At 42.2% G+C, this 20908-nt stretch carries 19 protein-coding genes; 9 read left to right on the top strand and 10 right to left on the bottom strand.

The features are described from left to right. Positions 1-35: 35 nt before the first annotated feature. The 3 genes from BIV59_RS11565 to BIV59_RS11575 form a co-directional block, all read right to left on the bottom strand. Complete coding sequence (locus tag BIV59_RS11565) at positions 36-1706, bottom strand: M20/M25/M40 family metallo-hydrolase (RefSeq protein WP_071351635.1); 1671 nt, start codon at positions 1704-1706, stop codon at positions 36-38. 168 nt (positions 1707-1874) lie between these two features. Then, the gene (locus BIV59_RS11570) at positions 1875-2972 is read right to left on the bottom strand and encodes an AbrB family transcriptional regulator (RefSeq protein WP_071351636.1); all 1098 of its coding nucleotides are present in this window, start codon (positions 2970-2972) and stop codon (positions 1875-1877) included. 95 nt (positions 2973-3067) lie between these two features. Further along, complete coding sequence (locus BIV59_RS11575) at positions 3068-3358, bottom strand: DUF4190 domain-containing protein (protein ID WP_071351637.1); 291 nt, start codon at positions 3356-3358, stop codon at positions 3068-3070. 217 nt (positions 3359-3575) lie between these two features. Between BIV59_RS11575 and BIV59_RS11580 the strand changes: the two genes are divergently transcribed. From BIV59_RS11580 to BIV59_RS11605, 7 genes are all read left to right on the top strand, one after another. Then, the gene (locus BIV59_RS11580) at positions 3576-4847 is read left to right on the top strand and encodes an MDR family MFS transporter (protein ID WP_071351682.1); all 1272 of its coding nucleotides are present in this window, start codon (positions 3576-3578) and stop codon (positions 4845-4847) included. Positions 4848-5056: 209 nt separating this feature from the next. Beyond that, a complete protein-coding gene (gene mreBH / locus BIV59_RS11585) occupies positions 5057-6061 on the top strand; it encodes a rod-share determining protein MreBH (RefSeq protein WP_071351638.1) in 1005 nt (334 codons plus the stop codon). A 444-nt stretch (positions 6062-6505) separates the two neighbouring features. Then, complete coding sequence (locus tag BIV59_RS11590; RefSeq protein WP_071351639.1) at positions 6506-7150, top strand: alpha/beta hydrolase; 645 nt, start codon at positions 6506-6508, stop codon at positions 7148-7150. A gap of 657 nt (positions 7151-7807) precedes the next feature. Beyond that, positions 7808-7972: a hypothetical protein gene (locus BIV59_RS23650; protein ID WP_170846139.1), complete on the top strand. Its 165-nt coding sequence runs from the start codon at positions 7808-7810 to the stop codon at positions 7970-7972. 131 nt (positions 7973-8103) lie between these two features. Further along, on the top strand, positions 8104-8658 hold the full coding sequence (locus BIV59_RS11595; protein ID WP_071351640.1) for a thioredoxin family protein: 555 nt from the start codon (positions 8104-8106) through the stop codon (positions 8656-8658). 25 nt (positions 8659-8683) lie between these two features. Continuing rightward, a complete protein-coding gene (locus tag BIV59_RS11600; RefSeq protein WP_071351641.1) occupies positions 8684-8956 on the top strand; it encodes an acylphosphatase in 273 nt (90 codons plus the stop codon). A gap of 200 nt (positions 8957-9156) precedes the next feature. Continuing rightward, on the top strand, positions 9157-10017 hold the full coding sequence (locus BIV59_RS11605; protein ID WP_071351642.1) for a YihY/virulence factor BrkB family protein: 861 nt from the start codon (positions 9157-9159) through the stop codon (positions 10015-10017). Between the two features lie 476 nt (positions 10018-10493). Here BIV59_RS11605 and BIV59_RS11615 read toward each other — a convergent pair whose 3' ends face one another. Then, positions 10494-11687 (bottom strand): DHH family phosphoesterase, encoded by a 1194-nt coding sequence (locus BIV59_RS11615; RefSeq protein WP_071351644.1) that lies wholly within the window; start codon positions 11685-11687, stop codon positions 10494-10496. A gap of 264 nt (positions 11688-11951) precedes the next feature. Between BIV59_RS11615 and BIV59_RS11620 the strand changes: the two genes are divergently transcribed. Continuing rightward, a complete protein-coding gene (locus BIV59_RS11620; protein WP_071351645.1) occupies positions 11952-12497 on the top strand; it encodes a cysteine hydrolase family protein in 546 nt (181 codons plus the stop codon). 349 nt (positions 12498-12846) lie between these two features. On the opposite strand, the gene BIV59_RS11625 is transcribed toward BIV59_RS11620, so the two are convergent. The 5 genes from BIV59_RS11625 to BIV59_RS11645 form a co-directional block, all read right to left on the bottom strand. Beyond that, positions 12847-13629: an ABC transporter ATP-binding protein gene (locus BIV59_RS11625; RefSeq protein WP_071351646.1), complete on the bottom strand. Its 783-nt coding sequence runs from the start codon at positions 13627-13629 to the stop codon at positions 12847-12849. 24 nt (positions 13630-13653) lie between these two features. Then, positions 13654-14664: an NAD(P)/FAD-dependent oxidoreductase gene (locus BIV59_RS11630; protein WP_071351647.1), complete on the bottom strand. Its 1011-nt coding sequence runs from the start codon at positions 14662-14664 to the stop codon at positions 13654-13656. A gap of 25 nt (positions 14665-14689) precedes the next feature. Next, positions 14690-15724: a FecCD family ABC transporter permease gene (locus tag BIV59_RS11635; RefSeq protein ID WP_071351648.1), complete on the bottom strand. Its 1035-nt coding sequence runs from the start codon at positions 15722-15724 to the stop codon at positions 14690-14692. Further along, positions 15724-16767, bottom strand: coding sequence for a FecCD family ABC transporter permease (locus BIV59_RS11640; protein WP_071351649.1), 1044 nt, complete (start codon positions 16765-16767; stop codon positions 15724-15726). Before BIV59_RS11640 ends, BIV59_RS11635 begins: the two co-directional genes overlap by 1 nt. 122 nt (positions 16768-16889) lie before the next feature. Beyond that, positions 16890-17837, bottom strand: coding sequence for an iron-hydroxamate ABC transporter substrate-binding protein (locus tag BIV59_RS11645; RefSeq protein ID WP_071351650.1), 948 nt, complete (start codon positions 17835-17837; stop codon positions 16890-16892). Between the two features lie 257 nt (positions 17838-18094). Between BIV59_RS11645 and BIV59_RS11650 the strand changes: the two genes are divergently transcribed. Then, positions 18095-18691, top strand: a complete 597-nt coding sequence (locus BIV59_RS11650; RefSeq protein WP_071351651.1) for a biotin transporter BioY — start codon at positions 18095-18097, stop codon at positions 18689-18691. Positions 18692-18839: 148 nt separating this feature from the next. Here BIV59_RS11650 and abc-f read toward each other — a convergent pair whose 3' ends face one another. Next, positions 18840-20723, bottom strand: a complete 1884-nt coding sequence (abc-f, locus tag BIV59_RS11655) for a ribosomal protection-like ABC-F family protein (RefSeq protein ID WP_071351683.1) — start codon at positions 20721-20723, stop codon at positions 18840-18842. Positions 20724-20908 lie beyond the last annotated feature (185 nt).

Consider the following 20908-nt stretch of genomic DNA (forward strand, 5'->3'; position numbering starts at 1 on the left):
GTTTCAAGAGTATTGCCACTTAAACCAGGTGGAGGTCAAAAATCAGCTGAAAGCACCTCTTTTAAGAATTCCTTCATTATTGCTGGTATAACTTCAGTTGAAAAAGGTATTTCAAGGCGCTCAGTCCGTTTGTGTGCATCCTTACCATATGGCCCGATATTAATTGAAGGAATATCCAGATTTTTTATTTTTGAAAGCGGTACATGATACCGTCTGCCGTAGAGCGGCATTTCTTGTTCCAAAACAGGAATGACTTTATCAGCATCCATCAAACGGCAATAGCTGACATCCGATAACCCTGTGAAATAATTCTTTATCTTCAAGCTTACGCCGAATTCTTCTTCCGCTTGCATGACTGTTTTTTCCGCGAGCTCAAGCAGCCTGCCTTCCTTGGCTGTTTGTCCATTTAAAGTAACATGCGGATAATATGGGGGTGCAAACAGGATCAAGTAAAACGGTGCAAGATCAGTAAAATATCCGCTGATGGTTTTGGCCAGTTCAATCGTCAGCTGCCTATAATCAAAGTCCGGATTCGTTGCCTGATTCAAGCAATGCTGCATTTCCTCCCTGAAAGATTCTCCGTACCTTTCCAATCCTAATGAAAATAAAGCGGAATATGTATACACAGCAGGTTTAAGCATATGAAGCTCTGTTTCATTTTTCTCCACATTTTCACTTTGAAAAGCAGCTTGCAGTTTTCCGTATATATCTTCAGAGCTTTTTTTCGCTGTTACTACCAATTTATCCATCACTTCCTGGGGACTTTGTGAAAGGGTCAGGATATTGTAAAGCACATAAGCATGGGCCGGTGTCTGCACGTTATAATGATCCTTCAAATCAGCAAGCTTCAATGCTGTCGGCAAAGGATTTTTTTCTCCGCTGACTTCCTCTCTGAAATGCCGGGAAAGCTCCATATTCATGGTAAAAGCGCTTGCCATCCATGATGCATTAATTCCTTCCAGGGGCTCTCCTACATGTGTCTCTTTACCAGTACAGAAAATGAGCGGAAGCAGTTTGCCGGCAGATCCAAGATAAATATATTTGGATTCATCACCAGGAAAGCTCGAAAAAGACGGCTCCGAGCAAAAGCAAAGTTCATAGTGCAGCCCGTATTTCTCCTTCAAAGCTGCTAGGAGCTTTACCCCTGCAAACATTCCTTCAGAATTTCTTTCCTCATCTGGTGCAGCTAAAAGAAGGAGATTTCCTTCGAAGTCCTTGCTTTGGCTCCATTCAGAAATCAGAGCAATCTGCAAGGCAAGCCCCGCCTTCATATCCATGATGCCCCTGGCAAACAGCCAATCCCCAGAGCTTAGGTCTTTATCAGCATCCAATGGCAATGCTTCTGATTTCAGCATTTCTGTATACCTGTCCGGATCGAATGCATATGGTTTTAAATAGCCATAATCCTCGATACCTACTACATCATAGTGGCTGAGGAGAATGATTGTTTTCTGATGTCCGCTCTTTTGCTTTCCTTTTAATAGAGCTGCGACAGTCTTTCTGTTTAAGGAATCATTTTCAATGCTTTCTTCAAAAATCATGGATGGATTTTCCTTGAAATAAGGTATTTCCTTTAAAATGGCCAATATTTCAGAGGACATATCATTTTCTTCCTCCGTACCGGAAATGCTCGGAATGGCAACAAGCCGTTTAATAAGCCTTAAAATATCTTCACGGTTGTTCCAATGTTTAAATTCCTGTTTCATGTCCTCTCTCCCCAATCCCTGAAAATTAAGAAAATTCAATGCCAGACAGGACCAGCTGCGTCCTCGCCGGCTTATAAAACGAATAGGCCGTAAAAATCTGAAAACCATTTTTCTTTCTGCAGCTCTCCGTCTTTTGCAAAGTGAACACGCTATATCTGCAAAACATGACTACTTGAGTTGCTCTCTCTTCCTTCGGCCTGCAATAAACTTCATTACAGGAGAAAGCAGAAATAAAATAAATAAAATCCGGAATAGATGAAAGCTGGTCACAATTGAAACATTAGAGTGAACAGAAAGAGCAGTCACAGACATTTCTGCCACTCCTCCCGGTGCCAGGCTTAAAAAAAGCTCGCTGACTGGCAGTGACAGATAACTTTTCAGACCGCTTGAGACCAAATAGCAAAATCCAATCAGTAAAACATTAATGACAAAAATCATCCCGAACATTTTCCGGAATAGCCTTGGATTATTTATCTTTAGAGTATAACCGAGATGAGCACCGATCAGCAGCTGTGAAAGGTTCAGCCAAAACACCGGTATTTGCGGAGCTTCAAAGCCTGATAAATTGAAGGCGGCGGCTGTCAGCAGCGGTCCAAGCATAAAAGGAAGCGGAAAGTTTATTTTTTTGCCGAAAAAAATGATAGATGAAAAAACAGCAGCCATGAGGATTGCATGCATCCAGCTATAATGAAAAACGAATGTGCTTCTGTGGACAATTGCAGAAGCTGCGCCTGTAGAAGGCTGTGCAGACATTACATGCACAACCAGCCAGGGCACAATAGAAATCACAAGTATAATCCTAAGCGTTTGCATGAATGCGACTATACTTTCATCCGCATCCTCAATTTCCTCGCTCAACACTACCATCTGGGAAAGCCCGCCAGGAAAACTTCCTAATAAGGAAGTATTTAATGTAAGCTTCATTCTTTTCATTAAAAAAATAGCGGTCAGAACCGTAAATAAAATAATGATAACTGTTGTAAAGAACATGACAGGCAGATATTTCGCCATCTGGGCAACAGCATCACTGGTAAATGAACTTCCCAGCTGAAGGCCAAGCATAATCAGGCCTGCATTTCGCAGCTTGCTGTTCCACTGCATGTATTTGCCGAACTTCATCTTCGCAGCCATAACGAAAAACAGCGGCCCAAGCATCCATGGCAAATATAAACCAGAATAATAAAACAAAAAACCGCCAGCACCGGCAATGCCTAAAACAGCCAGCACCAAAGGCCCAAAACCCCCGCTCACAAATCCCTTAACCACTTCAACCAACCTTCTTCATATAAATAGTAAAATACCATACTTTCATCCTAACATATCCCACTTGGGAAATAACGGGAAATGGGGTCTGACCCCCATTAAAAAGTGGAGACGTCAGTGGAGGTATCAGATCCGAATGCTGCGATCGCAATGATAATGAGGACAATGCTCAGGATGCCCAGTATGATTCCGATGATGCTGCAGACACGTCCTGCGATTGCCATTCCCCGGCCGCCTTCTCCGGTATTTTTTATTTCTTTTAAACTCGGAAATGAAATGATAAGCCCAATAATGCCCAGCAGTATCCCTAAAAATGGGATGATGAGCGAAAGAATTCCAAGTACCAAAGACGCGATAGCCTTTGAATTAGTTTTTTTGATTTCTGACATATAGCCATCTCCTTCTATGCAGTAAAATATGTAAAAAATTACCTCTTTATCATATCATAATATTTAAAATATTCTTGAGCAGTGTCAAATTATGCTTTTTCCATCTTGAGTCAAACATATTGAATTGGAAGTAATTTGAGAATTATCTTGTATTTCCACTCTGCCAGACGTTATCATGAAATGGGTTATTACTAGAAAGCGAGAAAAATATATGGCTATGAGATTAAAAGATTGGGATAAAAATTTAAAAATCCGCTTAAGCGGAGAATTTCTGGTAAATGTTACGTTTTGGATGTTCTTTCCCTTCCTGGCGATTTATTTTACAGATTCTTTCGGAAAAACAGCTGCAGGCCTTCTGCTGATTTTTTCACAATTCTTTTCTGTAGCGGCGAATTTGCTTGGAGGATATTACGCGGATAAATTCGGCAGAAAGAAAATGATGGTCTATTCCGCTGTGGGACAAGGAGCCGCATTTCTGGTTTTTGCATTTGCCAGCTCACCATGGCTCGAATCTCCTGTGCTGGGCTTTATCAGCTTCACGGTTGTCAGCATTTTCGGCTCTTTTTACTGGCCGGCAAGCCAAGCGATGGTGGCAGACGTTGTACACGAAAAAGACCGCAGCAGCGTGTTTGCTATCTTTTATACATCCATTAATATTGCCGTGGTCATAGGCCCTATTTTAGGAGGCATTTTTTATGCTGACCATCGCTTTGAGCTGCTTTTTTGTGCAGGAATACTAAATATTGCCCTAGGGCTTGTTTTAAAAAGATGGATTGAAGAAACCGCTCCCCCATTCAAAAGGGAAAATAGCTCTGCTGAAGGTAAAACAAGCTGGATATGGATAATTGGCAATCAATTTAAGGACTATAACGTGATTGTCCGGGATAAAACATTCCTGCTATTTATTATTGCGGGCATACTTGTTGGCCAGACGTTCATGCAGCTCGATCTTTTGTTCCCTGTTTATGTTAAAGAAACTGTCGCCACACAGCCTTTATTCTCACTTGGCAATTATACCTTTACCATTAAAGGAGAGCAGGCATTTGGACTGTTGATTGCAGAAAACGGCTTTTTGGTTGCTCTTTTAACCATTGTCATAACAAAATGGATGTCAGCATATAGGGAAAGAAATGTCTTTATGACCTCATCGATTGTATATGCAGCATCCATACTGATGTTCGGAAGGACCGACTGGATTTGGGGGCTCATATTTGCCATGATGATCTTTACGTTCGGCGAGTTAATGACAGCAGGTATACAGCAGAGCTTCATTTCAGAATTGGCTCCGGAAAGCATGCGCGGACAATATTTCGCAGCAGCCAGTCTTCGCTTCACCATTGGCAGGATGCTCGCCCCCCTCTCCATCCCAATGACAGACTGGTTTGGCTATAACTGGACATACCTGATTCTGTGTCTGCTTGCCATCATCAGCGCCCTTGTTTATTTTGTGATGTTTAAACGATTCGAAAAGGAAAAAGCCGTCCAATAAGCCTAGCAGATATTCCCTAAAAGCTGATGCATATGCATCAGCTTTATAGTTAATTTCCTCCAGTGCAGGCTAAACTAGGTTCTGCCGCCCCCTTTTTACCTCTTTCTTAATATTGAGGTAAAAATTACCGTTTAGTCATACCCCCATAAATCGACACTTTTATGTAGAATGCTTATATGGGGGTCAAACTCTTACTAAGGGGTGACTAGATGTTATCAAACACTGAAATTGGAATTGATTTAGGTACCGCCAATACATTGGTTTACAGCAAAAATAAAGGGATTGTGTTAAATGAACCTTCTGTTGTTGCGATAGATTTAGATACAAAAACCGTATTGGCTGTCGGTACAGACGCGAAAAATATGATCGGCAAAACTCCCGGAAATATCGTTGCGATCCGTCCACTAAAGGATGGAGTGATTGCTGATTTCGATATTACAACGCAAATGCTTAAACAAATTATGAAAAAAGCGGGCAAGAAGCTCGGTTTGACATTAAGAAAACCGAATGTAGTGGTATGCACTCCATCAGGCTCCACATCTGTAGAGAGAAAAGCAATTCAGGATGCTGTGAGAAGCTGCGGGGCAAAGCAGGTTCATTTAATTGAAGAACCTGTAGCAGCGGCAATCGGTGCAGATCTTCCTGTAGAAGAGCCAATAGCGAATGTTGTTGTCGATATCGGCGGAGGAACAACCGAAGTTGCCATCATCTCGTTTGGCGGTGTAGTTTCCTGCCATTCTATCAGAATCGGCGGAGACCAGCTGGATGAAGACATTGTTCAATATGTCAGAAAGAAATACAACCTGCTGATTGGCGAAAGAACAGCTGAAAGAATTAAAATAGAAATCGGCCATGCGCTTGTCAAACACGAAGGAGTTTCAATGGAAGTAAGAGGCCGTGATCTTGTGACAGGCCTTCCTCAGACCGTTACCCTTCACTCTGAAGAAATTCAGGAAGCCATTAAAGAATCCCTGCTTCATATCTTAGAAGCTATACGGGCCACTCTTGAAGATTGCCCGCCTGAACTAAGCGGAGACATCGTTGACCAGGGAGTTGTACTTACCGGCGGAGGTGCCCTATTAAACAGCATCCAGGAATGGCTCAGCACCGAAATAGTAGTTCCGGTTCACCTGGCAGCCAACCCTCTTGAATCTGTTGCGATTGGAACTGGACGGTCTCTTTCTGTCATTCACAAATTACAAAAAGCAAAATAAAAGATTAGTATTTTCAAAGGGACTATCTGCAGACCATGCCATAGTCCCTTTGTTTTTTTATAGGGTCCTGATTCCCATGCAGGAGGTACCGTCTGCTTTCCTTCCTGCCCGCTTAACCGCACTCCGTTTTTCAATTAGTTCAACTCATCCATTCAAACATATCTATAGTTGCTATCAATAGACTCTTTTTATAAGGCTCGTTCTGTGAAGCGATCATGTTGTTAAACCAGGTTAAGGTGCGAGACTCCTGTGGGATTAGCGGAAAGCGAGCATCCTGAAGCGGAAATCAACCCCTTGTTTAGGTAGCAACAAAGTTTACGAAAACAGCCTTTTATAAAAATTGTTCCTTTTTATGTATTTTGACAAAGCCAATGAAAAATACACCTTCCCGTTTTTCTTGTAATTTATGGTAATATTTAATAAAGAATAGAGGGAGGAAATAGTATGTTACATGTAAAAACAAATACAATTCAAGGATACAAAGGGATGAACATTCCTTTTACTATGCTAAGTAAAAGTGAAGATTCTGAGAAACTGGCGATTTTGCTGCCAGGAGCAGGATATACGGTTCAGGCTCCTATCCTCCATTACTCAACAGGTGTATTCATCAATAAATCTTTTGATGTTTTACAAGTTAAGTATCAATACAACAATGAGTTTTATGCTGACTTTAGTATGGATGAATTAAGCGAAGCAATAAAAATGGATGTACATACTGTTTTGGATTCTGTCCGGGCGGAGAAAACTTATGAAAATGTTTATCTTATCGGCAAATCAATTGGAACCATTGCAATGAGTTCTGTGTTAGAAAGAGAAGAATTTAAGAAGGCTAAAGCTATCTGGCTGACACCTTTGATACAAAGGGAAGATGTTTTAGGTTCGATGGCAGGAAGTGTAAATAAAGGTCTGTTTATCATAGGTGATAAAGATCCTTACTACAGTGAGGAAAGATTTTTAAAGGGGGCAGAAAATCCAAATATCACTCCTAGATTAATCGCTAATGTAAATCATAGTTTGGAATATGATGAAGATATCGTTGAATCTATCGATGTCTTAAAAAGCATAATAAAAGACATTGAAAATTTTTAGGCTCTTTTCTTAAAGATTGTTGTTACTTAATAAGTTTTCGAGGCAAATCTATTGTTAAAGCAGGTTGATTGGAGCTGCATGTGCGAAGACTCCAGCGGGATTAGCGTGACAGATGAGACCCCGCAGACGAAGCCTGGGAGGCTCAGCGCACGCCCCGCGGAAAGCAGAGCATCCTGTAGCGGAAATCAACCCCCTGTTCCATAGCATCAAAGTTTACGAAAACAGCCAATTTTTAAGATGATATTCACTCAATTAATGGACAAACAAAAGACCGTATCCATTAATAATTAAAAACCCTGAATACAGACAGACTACTTTGGGATGCAATGACTGTTTTTTATCCTTTCCGCCAAATCAGCCATAGTGATATACTATGTAATCATAACTTTACAATCTTCAAAAATAAGATTGATAAGCACTATATACATATCACACCTGTACTTCATGCCTATTGATATGAATAAAAACCGGGTTGGTTTAATGGCCATTTTCCTGTTAACAATCATTTGCATTCTTTTATTTATATAGTATAAATTGTTTAGGGGTGCAAAGCGAATCTGGCAGAGTTTTTGTAATTGCAAATATAATTTCCGCCGGATAATTAACCGTCCTTTGCTCTTTCATTAAATTACACAGATCTGCAAAGGAGGGCTTGCCATGATCCGTATTGAACTGCTTTGCCGCGAAATTAAACGATTAACAGATGATTATTATAAATGTGAAAATACCGTCATTAAAGAACAAATCTATCAGGATGTAAAGCTCTTAAGCGAAGGTTTGTTTCTTAGTGAGCTGCCGGATTATATGCAGGATGAAAGTTAGAACAGTTTCGAAACATATTCATTCCTCCTGATTATACTGCAGCCTATTCTTCAAACATATCTCTTCCATTTGCTGTGTTAAAAAGCTTATGATATGAAAAAGGTTTTGAAAAATTCAGGAGGAGTGATAATATGAGCAACTTAAACACTTGGTTTGAAAAAGCTATGAACCGGGACACATATGTAGAAAGCATGGAAAAGCACAAAGAAAGCTTAGAAAGAGTCTATATGGGCTTTCAGCTTTCAGATGAAGATAAGCAAAATCTTGCACCTTTGAAGGAGAAAAAACTGCGTGCCATCAGCCTCACTGCAGATTGGTGCGGAGATGCCATGGTAAACCTGCCGATTTTCATGAGGATAGCAGAGGCGGCAGGCATTGATGACCGATACCTTATCAGGGATGAAAATCTGGAGCTGATGGATCAGTATTTAACAAACGGGACAGCACGGTCTATTCCTATTATCATCTTAATTGATCAAGATGGAAACGAAACAGCAAAATGGGGCCCGCGCGCTCCTGAAGTCCAGGAATTTGTAAACAATCTGCGTGCCAATGTGCCCCCAAAAGAAGATCCGGCACATGAAGCAGGCTTCCAGCTGTTCATCGAAGGTTTAACAAGCAGGTTTACTGCAGATGCTGATTTATGGAACAGCATCAAACAGGATTTGCTGAAAACCATCATTTAACTCTGTTCTTTGGGAGCTGACAAATATGAAACAGTATCATATCATAGTTGGAGGACACGTCCAGGGTGTAGGTTTTCGCTATTTTACCCATGCAGCTGCACTTGAACTTGGCATAAAAGGCTGGGTAAGAAATACTGAAGATGGATCTGTTGAAATTGTGGCAGAAGGAAAAGAAAACAGCCTAGAAGCTTTCCTGGCTAAAGTCCAAGCCGGCCCTCGTTTTTCAAGCGTTTCTGAAGTCAATTGGAACGAAAAACAGGCAGACGTATCATATAGTTCTTTTACTATTAAAAACTAGTCTCTGCTAAAGCTCATTGCATATTGCGCTAATGGCGAAGGGTCTGATCCATCGGGGTCAGGCCCTTTCTCTGTTTAGAGCCAAATCTGCTTTTTTCATCAATTCCTGTTGTTTCGAAAAGCAAACTAGAGGGTTACACAGCAATAACTTAGGGAAAAGGAATGTAAACTAAGCTGAAAAACCGGGAGATGATACGAAAAATGAAAAAACTTATATCCTTTGGCAAAAGCCTTTCCAAGGAGGTAAAAGAAGACAGAGCTACAGGATTGGCAGCTGAACAGGCTTATTACTATATGCTTGCACTTTTTCCGATGCTGATTCTTTTGCTTTCCATTCTGCCGTACTTATCCATACAGCCTCAAAAGGCACTCGACTTCATAAATGACTTCATCCCCTCTGCAACGACCAATGTGCTTCAGGATAATATTTTAAAAATCATCAGCGAGCGCAATGGAGGATTGCTGACTTTTGGTATCCTCGGAACAATCTGGTCTGCTTCCAATGGAATGAATGCATTTATGCATTCCATGAATATCGCTTTTGATGTCACAGAAACAAGAAACTTCATTAAAGCGAGGCTTATCTCCATATTGCTGACATTCGGGCTGATTATTGCCTTTATCGTAGCGTTAGTGCTTCCCGTATTCGGAAATGTCATTCTGGATCTTATTAAGCAAGTTGTGCCTATTCCTGATGGGTTGGCCATTCTGATTTTAGTGCTGCGCTGGGTCATTTCTGTAGCAATCATTGCAGGAGTTCTTGCATTTTTATACCGTTTTGCACCCAATAAGCACTACCCGTTCAAACAGGTAATCCCTGGTGCCATTACAGCAACACTTGTATGGCTGATTATTTCTCTCGGCTTCTCTTTTTATGTTTCTAACTTTGGAAACTATGCTTCTACTTACGGAAGCCTCGGAGGAGTGATTGTACTGATGCTTTGGCTGTATTTTACCGGCCTTGCACTGGTAATTGGAGGAGAAATCAACGCCCTATTCCACAAAAACTCCCCTGCTGCTGCCAAAGCAAGCAAGGAAACAACACCTGTATACCGCGGGTAAACAAAAAAGCGGAAGCGCCTTGTCCAGCTCGCGAAGCAAATAGGGGTTTGTCCACATAAGGCGGGTCTTTGCCTTATGTGAACAAACCATCTTTTGCACAGCGGGCTAGGCGCTGAAGCTGGACTAACAAAAAAGCGGAAGCGCCTTGTTGGAGGATCAAAGACTAAAGGCGCCGCGTCCTGCGGCAACGTCTTTGTGACCCCCATCCTGGGGGCCTAAGCAAATAGGGGTTTGTCCACATAAGGCGGGTCTTTGCCTTATGTGAACAAACCATCTTTTGCACAGCGGGCTAGGCGCTGAAGCTGGACTAACAAAAAAGCGGAAGCGCCTTGTTGGAGGATCAAAGACTAAAGGCGCGCGTCCTGCGGCAACGTCTCTTAGGTCCCATCCAGGGGACCTAAGAGGGGCAGAATTAAGAAATCTAAAAAGGCAAGAAACCCTTAACATGCAGGGATTCTTGCCTTTTATGTATGATATCAGAGATTTTTGCCTGTATTCATTTGATAATTTTTCATAAGATAATCCAGGTACTTATCATCCCGTGTTAGCGAAGCATAATATTTTCTTTTGATATGTTTTTCGATCTCGGAAAACCCCGAAAAGAGTTGTTTGTTGTGCTGGTGGTTGATCTCGAGAGACCAGCCCTTGCCCTCGGTGAAAAATACAAACAGGCGCTCATCATTTTTGCCCATATATAAGCTGCCTCTTTCAGATTCTTTTAGATTATACTGGTTTTTAAAAGCATCGCGTTTGAGAGGCTCAGAAAAGAAGGTTCCTTCTACATACTTCTTGTAAGCCTCTTCTGTCAGATTACAGCCGGAAGCTTTTCTATGTCCGCCTCCATCATACTTGGCCGCAACTTCGGATACATCCACTTCATCATGAATGGTGCGCAGGCTGATCCTTTTAGATCCCACCATTATGATCGCGATATAATCCAAATGGGGAAATTCCTTTGATAACTCGTTTCCCAGCTCTGAATGATAGGATTCTGCATGAACGATACCAGCATACTTCCCGCCTATGCTTGCCTGGTATACCTCCCGCTTTTTCCTGTTAATATAGCGCTGCACCCTTCTTTCTTCAACGTCCAATAGCTTGCATTCCATTTCATCAAAGACAAATTCACTCTCACTGGTAAGCTTTTTTAGAATTTTTTCTTCAAATTCTTCAATCGTGATCATGAATAGCAGATCATTAAGCTGCTTGGCGGCAATATTTTCATTCATTTCCCATTCCCATGTATCATACTGCCTGACCTGCTCCACAAATTCATCAAGGATTTGTGAACGCTCAAGCAGGTTATCCTTCAGGAATTTTTCATATAAAAGCGAAGTGGCAGAGGTTTGTTTTCCGTCTTCCTGCACAACCGTAACAGCTGCCCATGAATGTTCATTAAGATGCTGGGCTGATTGGTGGTGATCAATCAGCTCGGCATGTCCGCCAGATTCCACAAATTCTGTAATTCTTTTTTCGTTATCCGCATGTACCGATAAATCGGTAATCAGCAGGCGCACATCTTTATTCCCTTCTTGAATAAATTTTTCTACTTGATAATTTAAAGCGGATATGGAATTGTAAATGACCTGAACACTATCACCAAACGCCAATTTAGCTAAAATTCCGCAGCCCACTCCATCAAGATCATTATGCGTTAACACCCGATACATATTGCAGCCTCCTAAAGCACAGATATATTCATTCTTTCCTTTTAAGCACCTTTTTATTTTTCCGCCTTCTATTATACAAATAAAAAGGACAATAAAAAACTAAACAAATACTCGAGAACATTGAACAGCCATTTAAAAAATTCAGGGGGCGTCCATTGCCTTCATTTTCTATACAAGCACTAAATAACATATCCAAGAAAAGAAGGTAATACTTTCAGATAGAAAGAATATATTAAAATGATTTTTTTTTGAGGAGGAGTATCAATGAATACAGCACTTTTATTAATCGATATACAAAATGATTATTTCCCAAATGGAAAGTTTGAGTTGCATGAGCCTATTCAAGCTGCATCAAATGCAAAAGAAATCTTAGAAAGGTTTAGGGAGATTAACGCTGAAATTATTCACATACAGCATATTGCCAAGAAAGCAGATGCTACATTCTTCCTTGCTAATACGGAGGGTGTTTCCATTCATCCATTAGTTAGTCCGCTTGAGGGGGAATTAATAATTACAAAGTCAACTCCAAATAGCTTTAATGGCACAGATTTACATAATGTATTACAAACAAAAAAAGTAAATCACTTAGTTATTTGTGGAATGATGACTCATATGTGCATTGACGCAACAGTACGTGCAGCTAAAGATTTAGGTTATACGATCACTTTAATAGAAGATGCCTGTGCCACCAGAGACCTTGATTTTAATAATAAATTTGTGCAAAGCAGTCATGTTCAAACGGCATTCGTTAGCGCTTTAAATGGAACCTATGCAGATATAAAAAATAAAGAGAACTACTTAGCTAAATGATAATCGGATAAAAAAACTAAAATCGTTTAATTCATATCTTAAGTACAGGGTGTTTTCGTAAACTTTCCTGCTAAGGAACAGGGGTTGATTTCCGCTCCAGTATACTCGCTTTCCACTGGGCGGGCGGTGAGCCCCCCAGCTGCGTTTGCGGGGTCTCACCTATCCGCTACAGGTATTTTTATACTGGAATTTTAAGGTGTGGGATTAGGAGACAATTTCTAGGGAGAAATGAACACTGAAGAATAATTCACCGGACAAATAGCCCCCCGCTCCAATCATCAGCTAACATCAGTATTGGCTTCAAATAAAAAAGGCTCATTCCCTAATTGAAATGAAACCTTTCATGTCTTTAAATCCGTTCATAAGGCAGGCAAAGCGGCTGGCCGCTTCTCGGATCCAAAATGATGTCACTTTTTACCCCGAATACATTTTCTATAATATCCGCTGCCATGACCTCGGAGGGTGTACCGCTTTTTATTACCTCGCCTTTCTTTATTGCTATCATGTGCTCGGCATAACGGCTTGCGTGATTTAAATCATGCACCACCATCACTATCGTTCTCTGCTTTTCTTTATTGAGCATCTGGAGCAGGTTCAGTACCTCGATCTGATGCCCCATATCTAAGAAAGTCGTGGGCTCATCCAGGAATAATATATCTGTTTCCTGGGCCAAAGCCATCGCAATCCATGCCCGCTGCCTTTGCCCTCCAGAAAGCTGATCAACAGGGCGGGATGCAAATTCCTTCATGCCGGTCATTTCAAGAGCTTGCAGAATCACTTTGTGATCTTCTTTATTCAACGACCCCAAGCCTTTTTGGTGCGGAAACCGTCCGTAAGAGACCAGTTCCAGAACCGTTATTCCTTCTGGAGCTGCCGGATTTTGAGGGAGAATCGCCAGCTGTTTGGCCACTTCCTTTGTTTTTTGCTCTGCAATGGATTTTCCATTTAGATACACATAGCCGCTTTCAGGTTTCAAAAGACGGGCCATGGTCTTTAAGATTGTGGATTTTCCGGAGCCATTTGCACCGACCAGTGCAGTTATTTTCCCGGAAGGAATAAAAACATTCAATTGGCTGACAATGATTCTGCCTGCATATCCAATGTCCAATTTTTCTGCTTTAATCAAACAAATCCCCGCTTTCTGATGAACCCATTTCTATTCTGCGACGAATTCTTTATGGTGTGTAGAGTACATCGCCATGGCTCCTGCTCCTGGATCCATGTATTTTTTCGCACTGTTTAATGCAAGCGGCCCTTCCGTGAACCCCCCCGTTATCAATCGGAGCTTATGCGGATGTATGACAGAATCCCCTGCTGCGAATATTCCAGGAATATTGGTTTCCATATCTCCATTCACAACAATCCGGCCTTCTTCGATTTGCAAACCCCACTCTCTGATAGGACCAAGATCAATGCAGAAGCCATGGCTGACAATTAACGCATCCATGCTTAGCGTTCTTAGCCCGCCTGTTTCTGCATTCTTGATGGTTATCCCGCTTGCTTTCTCTCCATTTCCATGAAGCTCTTCAATGCTATAGGGAGTTAAAACTTCAACAGAAGAATTCTTCAGCAGAGATTCATCGCTTTCGTGGCAGCTGAATTCATTTTTCCTGTGTACAATGGTCACTTTTCGTGCAACCTTCTCCAGTTCATTTGCCCAGTCTACCGCAGAGTTTCCCCCTCCGGAAATGACAACATCCTTGTCCGTAAAATCCCGCATATCATTAATTGCATAATGAAGGTTGCCGCCTTCATACTGTGAAGCCCCTTTAACATCTAGCTTGATGGTCTTAAGCGTCCCCATTCCAGTAGTAAGGATAATTGTCTTTGTATGGTGCACTTCTCCATTTGTGCTGCTTAATACAAACGTTCCATCCTTCATCCTTTCCATACCGGCAATCTGCTGTCCCAAAACAATCGAAGGCTTAAAGGTGCCTGCCTGTTCAGTAAGCTGCTTGATTAAATCTTCCCCTTTTATTCCTGGAATCCCGCCAATATCACGGATGGTCTTTTCAGGAAAAAAATAGGATACCTTTCCGCCAAGCTGCGGCAAAAATTCAATAACCTTAGTCTTCAATTCTCTCATCCCGCTGTAAAATGCCGTAAATAAGCCTATAGGCCCGCCGCCAATTATGGTTACATCATATAATTCCCGATTACTGTCCATCTCATTTGAGCTCCTTTTGATGAATTTATGCTTTTGATCTAGATAATAAATAAAGAAAATATGGCGCCCCAATAATGGCCACAACAATACCTGCGTGAATTTCAGAGGGCTGGAGCACAGTCCTCCCTATCGTGTCTGCCGCAAGTAATAACAGTGACCCTGTCAGAGCAGATGCCGGGATCAGGTATTTATGCCCCGTACCGATAAGCCTCTTAGCCATGTGAGGACCGATTAAACCAATAAAGCCGATTCCGCCGCTCACAGAAACACTTGCCGCTGCCAGAAAGACTGCAGCAGCCAAGAGCTTCAGTCTTTCTCTCTCAACGGGCATTCCAAGTCCGGCAGCCAATTGGTCTCCAAAGCCCAGCACGTCCAAGCTGCGGGATTTATAAATTACATAAGGAATTAAGAGTAAAATCCACGGAAGCAAAGTAAGGACATGCTTCCAGCTTGTGCCCCAGATGCTTCCAGCCAGCCAGACTGCCAGAAAATCAAATTGCCTTGGGTTAAGCTTAAGCATTAAGACGATCATCAATGCACTAATCCCTGCTGACACGCCAATGCCGTTTAACAGCAGCCGGCCAGGCAGCAGGCCTTCGTTTTTTTTATAAGTCAGCATATAAATCAGCGCTGCAGCCATGCCGCCTCCCAGCAGAGCCAAAAAAGGCAGAAGCAAGACTGGGGCATCCATGCTGTTTGGATAAAACGAGATAAATAAGACAACCAATAACCCCGCACCCGCCGTTATTCCGAGTATACCCGGATCGGCAAGAGGATTGCGGGTCACTCCCTGCAGCACACAGCCGGATACAGCCAGACCGCTTCCGATCAGGATAGAAATGATAATCCTCGGAAGCCGGAACTCGAAAAGAATCAGGCTCTGCTTTTCGTCTCCCATTCCAAATAAAGTCTTAACGACCTCAGAAGGGCTAAGCTTTGTATAACCCGTGTCCATACTAATAAAAAAAATCACCAAAATGGCGAGCGTCAGAATAAATAAGACAGTAAATCTTCTTATTCTTTTTCTTCGTTCCATTTCGGCAAAAATGGCTTCGTCCATCACAGTGACCTCCCTTCTCTGCGTGCAACAAACAAAAAGAAAGGCACACCGATCAATGCAAATAGAGCTCCGATGGGTGTTTCAAATGGCGGATTAATCATTCTTGCCCCTATATCAGCAAAAGTCATCAGCAAACCTCCAAGTATTCCGGAGCAAGGAATAATCCAGCGGTAATCCACGCCTACCAGGTATCTTGTCAAATGCGGAATGACGAGCCCGACAAATCCAATTGGCCCTACCGCAGAAACAGCAGTACCAGCCAGAATGAGAATGACGAGGGAACAGGCAAGCTTTACAAGCCCAGTTCTCTGGCCAAGACCTTTAGCTACATCTTCCCCAAGACTCAAAAGAGTGATAGATCGTGAAAGCATGAGTGCAAAAAGAAGCGCGATAACAAACCAGGGGAACATGATTCTCAGCTGCTCCCACTTCACGCCTGCTGCTCCTCCCGCAAACCAGAAAGCAAGATCCTGGCTAAGCTTAAAATGGATAGCAATCCCCTCGCTCATTGCCGTCATAAGTGCAGTAACAGAAGCTCCTGCCAAAACCAGCCTCATCGGTGAAAGGCCGCCTTTGGCCAGTGATCCTGTCCCGTAGACAAGAATGGCTGCAAGCGCCGCACCCAGAAAGGAAAAAAGAATTAGAGAGTTATAGGATAGTCCAGGAAAAAAGGCAAAGCATATAGCGACCATTAATACAGCCCCGGCATTAAGCCCCATCAGCCCGGAATCCGCCAGCGGATTCCTTGTCATGCCCTGCATGATGGCCCCGCTTACTGCAAAAGCAGCACCAACTATAACATCCGCCAATGACCTTGGCAGACGGAGTTCCCTGATTATAGTGTGCTTAGGCATATCAGGGTTGTAGCTGAAAATGGCGGACCATACGGTTTTAAGGTCAATGTCCGCGGCTCCGACCGAGATGGAAAAGGCGACTCCGAACAGCAGGGCAAGCATGCCTGCTGTCAGGATAAGCGTCGCTGCCCATGGCCTTGTATGCAGTTTTTCATTAGGTTTTTCTATACTTTCCAATTCTTCATTCATTTACTTCGCCTCAGATTTTCATTTGGTGTATTTCCTGAAAATGGCCCGGCAATAACCGGGTCCCGATTTGTTATTTAAACATGGTTTCTTTTAGAATAGCTGTTTTCGTAAACTTTGTTTTTTTACTTATGATTGATTAATTTATCAGTAATGAATTTTAACTGGCCTTCCTGCGAAATAGGATCATTGAAGTAAAACCCTATTGGATCAATTTCGAACACCCTGTCATTTTTGACAGCGTCCAGGTCCTTCCATACCTTGCTTTTATAAGTTTTGCTGCCATTATCATCTACAGACCATGGACTTGTAAAAATGTAGTCTCCTGCTATTTCCGGTATTTTTTCAAGAGAATATTGAGCATAGCCGGTTTTAGAGTCAATGGCATCTCTTTGGATTGCTGCAGGAGCTTTTAAGCCGAATTCAGTATAGATAATTTCCCCGCCCCGGCCAAAGGTGGCGCCAAAAGCATTGATTTCCTTAGCAGTAGGCTGAATCAAGGCAACGGTTTTGTTTCCGACCGCCTTTTGGACCTGCGGCTTGTATTCTGCAATTTTCTTGTCCCAATCAGAAAGCCACTTGTCCGCTTTCTTTTCAGTACCGGTCATTTTTCCGAATTCCTTAAGCTGATCCTTTGAATTCAATTTTGAATAATCAATCGCCACTGTTGGAGCGATTTTTTCAAGCTTATCGATAGCCGGATAAGTAGTCCAGGCAATAATTAAATCTGGATTCAGTGCAAGAATTTTTTCGATAGAAGTGCCATCGCCAAGATTGGCGACTCCCTTTGTTTTACCTTTATAGAATGGATTGTTAAATACATTGTCAGGTGCACCAACAGGCTTGATGCCAAGAGTCAGGAAATCACCATAATAACTGTCTGCCACCAGTACAACCCTTTTTGGGTGCTTTGGTATTTTAATAACTCCATTCTCTGCTTTATATGTAATCATCCCTGATTTTTTACTTTCTTTAGGTTCCTGTTTATCAGATCCATTGCTGCAGGCGCTGAGCACAGCTGCAAATGCAACCAGCAAAATCATTGTAAACAGGCTTTTCTTTTTGTTAAACATGGTTTACCCCCAGATTAATATTGATAATCATTATCACTTAATATGATAACAAGTATTCTTAGTGAAGTAAATAGGCTTTATTAGTCTGTTTCCTTTGACTTAGTTCAGTGATTCTCAGCCAAGAATTCTTCCTCCACAATCATTAAGACTAGCAGGATGATGAAATATGTTAACCCGAATAAAAAACAAGTTGACATTAAGCCAAAAAAACCTTTATCCTCTATATATAACACTATTACTTTAACGGAGGAATTCAAATGAAAAGGAAGTTTACTGCGTTTGATTTAACACTCGGGGGCATGTTCATCGCTTTAATGATGATCGGTGCAAACATCACCTCACTCATTCCTTTCATGGTTGTCGGCGGTGTTCCGATTACCCTGCAGACTTTTTTCGCTATTTTAGCAGGAACCATTTTAGGCAGCCGACTCGGAGCTTTTACCATGATGGCTTATGCACTGGTTGGACTTGTTGGCGTGCCTGTATTTGCTAAATTTAGCGGCGGAGTTTCAACTATGGTCAGCCCTACTTTCGGTTTTATTCTTTCATACATACTAACAGCTTATGCAGCAGGGAAAATCTCAGAAAAAAGCCGGACACTCCCTGCATTCATTATTGGTGCTCTTGCAGGGATGATCATCAATTATGTCATCGGCACAAACTGGATGTATTATGCCTATAAACTTTGGGCAAGTGCTCCGGAAGGATTCACATATAAAATGGCTTGGGCGTGGATGGCCGTTCCTCTTCCGAAGGATATCATCTTAGCTGTTTTGGCTGGAGTCATGTCTTATCGCTTAGATAAAACCGTATTATCCCGAAGCAAAATCAGAAGGACAAAAACGGCTGCTTAATTGCTGCCGAATAAAGAGACTGTTAACCGAGCCATTAGTCATTGACCCGGAACAGTCTCTTTTTTATAAGCTCAATTATAGTTTTTCAGGTCTATTATCCTCAGCAAACGATAAAGTCAGTAAATGCGTGATAAAGCTGACTGCTGAATTATAAACCATCTAACTCGGTGTAAAGCTCCTCTATCTTCTGCTCTGCCTGCATCAGGCGCTCGTGCAATTTCTGCAGCTCCTGCAAATCTGTTTCATTTTCCATTTCTCCCGCCAGCTGCCTTGCCTGAAGCTCTGCTTTTTCCATTTCAGCTTCTATCTTTTCCATATCTTTTTTAGTTTCTTCCTTTTTTTCTTTTTCTCTTTTTCTTGCTGGCCGCACATCTTCTTGAACGAATTCACTGAAGTTCTTCCTGCTCCATTCATCCAGTTTTTTTCTTGCCCAGCTATAGTTCCCGGCAAAGGCATGCAGGCTTTCATTTTCCATCCAGTAGGTTTTATCAAACAGTTTATCCAGCAAATACCGGTCATGTGACACTGCAAGGATTGTACCGCAAAAATCCTCAAGCGCATCCTCAAGCACTTCCCGGGAATCAATGTCAAGGTGGTTTGTAGGTTCATCCAGTATCAAGAAGTTAATATCCTGATGCATGAGCTGAGCCAGGCGAAGCCGCATTCTTTCGCCGCCGCTCAGCTGTCCAACCTTGCGGAAAACCGCTGCTCCGTAAAATAAAAAACCTGCCAGAATACGCCTTGCCTGCCCCTCATCAACCATTGCTTCTTGCCGGAAGGCCTCAATAACAGTTTCGTTTCCATTTGAGTTATACAGATGCTGCGAAAGGTAGCCTATCTTGACATTGCTTCCAATGCGAATTTCACCTTTGTCCGGGTGAACATCTCCAAGCAGCATCTTGAGCAAAGTGGACTTCCCGGTACCATTTCTTCCTACAATGCTAGCGCGGTCCTGATATTGAAGCTGCAGGTTTGCATCCTTAAACAGCATCTTGTTTCCATATGCTTTAGCTGCATTTTTCACAGCCATCACATCTTTTCCGCTTCTTCCAGCCGTCTCGAACTGCAGTCCCATTTTTTTTCTTTCAATAATTGGGCGCTTCAGCTTTTCGATCCTCTCAAGAGCTCTTTCCATATTTCTTGCTCTTTTATGCAAACCTTCATTAGGAGGATTCGCCTGATTGGCCCATTCTCTCAATCTCTTGATTGCATCCTTCATTTTCTTGATTTTTTTTTGCTGCTCCTGATAAGCCTGAAATTCCTCAAGCAGCCTCTTTTCTTTTTCAATGACAAAACCTGAGTAATTCTGATGATATACAGTTGCTTCTCCGTCTTCTAGGTCAATGATTTTCGTTGCTGTTTCATCAAGGAAGTAACGATCATGGGAAACAACAGCCACTGCCCCATCATACTCCCGGATAAATCGCTCAAGCCATTCTGCTGCGTAAATATCCAGGTGATTGGTCGGCTCATCAAGCAGCAATAAATCCGGCTTTTGAAGCAAAATGAGCCCTAAGCATATTTTGGTCTGCTCCCCTCCGCTGAGTGATAAAAAGGGGGAATTCAGTAAGCTCTCTATGCCAAGTCCATTCGCAATCCTTGATATTTGGGCCTCCATGCTGTACCCGTCAAGAAGTGAAAATCGTTCCTGGAGGAAGCCATATTCCTCCAGCTTACGTGATAAAGCAGACTCATCGATTTCAGATGCCATGGATTCCTCATACTCACTCATTTTTTCATAAATTGAAATGGCCTCATCAAAGGCAGACATTAAAACATCCCTGCCCTGCGTATTTTCGGGGAAGGATGGGAGCTGAGACAAATACCCGATTTTCAATCCCTTTTTCACAAATATAGAACCGGAGTCAGGCGTTTCTGCACCGGCTAATAATTTTAAAATCGTTGTCTTGCCGCCTCCGTTTCTACCGACCAGACCGATTCTCTCTTTTTCTTTTATCTCCAGTGATAAATTTTCAAAGACCATGCTGCCTCCGTACATTTTGCTGACCTGATTCATTCCGCAAAGAATCATGTTTATGACTCCCTTTCTCTTCTTTATTTCAGGCTCTGCCAAACTTGCCTGCTGATTTGCACTTAACACAGAACTTCAGGGCGTTCCCCCAAAGCCATATTTTAGTTTCCGGACATAAAAAAGACCGCAGGAAAGAAGTTTGCAGCTTCTTCCCGCGGCCAGTTAAAAAAAAAGAGAGCTCTCAA

Origin of the sequence: Bacillus sp. MUM 13 (assembly GCF_001866725.1) — a bacterium.
Taxonomy (GTDB): Bacteria; Bacillota; Bacilli; order Bacillales; family DSM-1321; genus Peribacillus.

What these genes read in the sequence shown, in the direction of transcription:
- BIV59_RS11630 (WP_071351647.1), bottom strand. Translation starts at nt 14,664, where the DNA reads ATGGACAGTAATCGGGAATTATATGATGTAACCATAATTGGCGGCGGG.
- BIV59_RS11640 (WP_071351649.1), bottom strand. Translation starts at nt 16,767, where the DNA reads ATGAATGAAGAATTGGAAAGTATAGAAAAACCTAATGAAAAACTGCAT.
- BIV59_RS11590 (WP_071351639.1), top strand. Translation starts at nt 6,506, where the DNA reads ATGTTACATGTAAAAACAAATACAATTCAAGGATACAAAGGGATGAAC.
- BIV59_RS11620 (WP_071351645.1), top strand. Translation starts at nt 11,952, where the DNA reads ATGAATACAGCACTTTTATTAATCGATATACAAAATGATTATTTCCCA.
- BIV59_RS11575 (WP_071351637.1), bottom strand. Translation starts at nt 3,358, where the DNA reads ATGTCAGAAATCAAAAAAACTAATTCAAAGGCTATCGCGTCTTTGGTA.
- BIV59_RS11650 (WP_071351651.1), top strand. Translation starts at nt 18,095, where the DNA reads ATGAAAAGGAAGTTTACTGCGTTTGATTTAACACTCGGGGGCATGTTC.
- BIV59_RS11645 (WP_071351650.1), bottom strand. Translation starts at nt 17,837, where the DNA reads ATGTTTAACAAAAAGAAAAGCCTGTTTACAATGATTTTGCTGGTTGCA.
- BIV59_RS11635 (WP_071351648.1), bottom strand. Translation starts at nt 15,724, where the DNA reads ATGGACGAAGCCATTTTTGCCGAAATGGAACGAAGAAAAAGAATAAGA.
- abc-f (WP_071351683.1), bottom strand. Translation starts at nt 20,723, where the DNA reads ATGATTCTTTGCGGAATGAATCAGGTCAGCAAAATGTACGGAGGCAGC.
- BIV59_RS11605 (WP_071351642.1), top strand. Translation starts at nt 9,157, where the DNA reads ATGAAAAAACTTATATCCTTTGGCAAAAGCCTTTCCAAGGAGGTAAAA.
- BIV59_RS11580 (WP_071351682.1), top strand. Translation starts at nt 3,576, where the DNA reads ATGAGATTAAAAGATTGGGATAAAAATTTAAAAATCCGCTTAAGCGGA.
- BIV59_RS23650 (WP_170846139.1), top strand. Translation starts at nt 7,808, where the DNA reads ATGATCCGTATTGAACTGCTTTGCCGCGAAATTAAACGATTAACAGAT.
- BIV59_RS11615 (WP_071351644.1), bottom strand. Translation starts at nt 11,687, where the DNA reads ATGTATCGGGTGTTAACGCATAATGATCTTGATGGAGTGGGCTGCGGA.
- BIV59_RS11600 (WP_071351641.1), top strand. Translation starts at nt 8,684, where the DNA reads ATGAAACAGTATCATATCATAGTTGGAGGACACGTCCAGGGTGTAGGT.
- BIV59_RS11595 (WP_071351640.1), top strand. Translation starts at nt 8,104, where the DNA reads ATGAGCAACTTAAACACTTGGTTTGAAAAAGCTATGAACCGGGACACA.
- BIV59_RS11565 (WP_071351635.1), bottom strand. Translation starts at nt 1,706, where the DNA reads ATGAAACAGGAATTTAAACATTGGAACAACCGTGAAGATATTTTAAGG.
- mreBH (WP_071351638.1), top strand. Translation starts at nt 5,057, where the DNA reads ATGTTATCAAACACTGAAATTGGAATTGATTTAGGTACCGCCAATACA.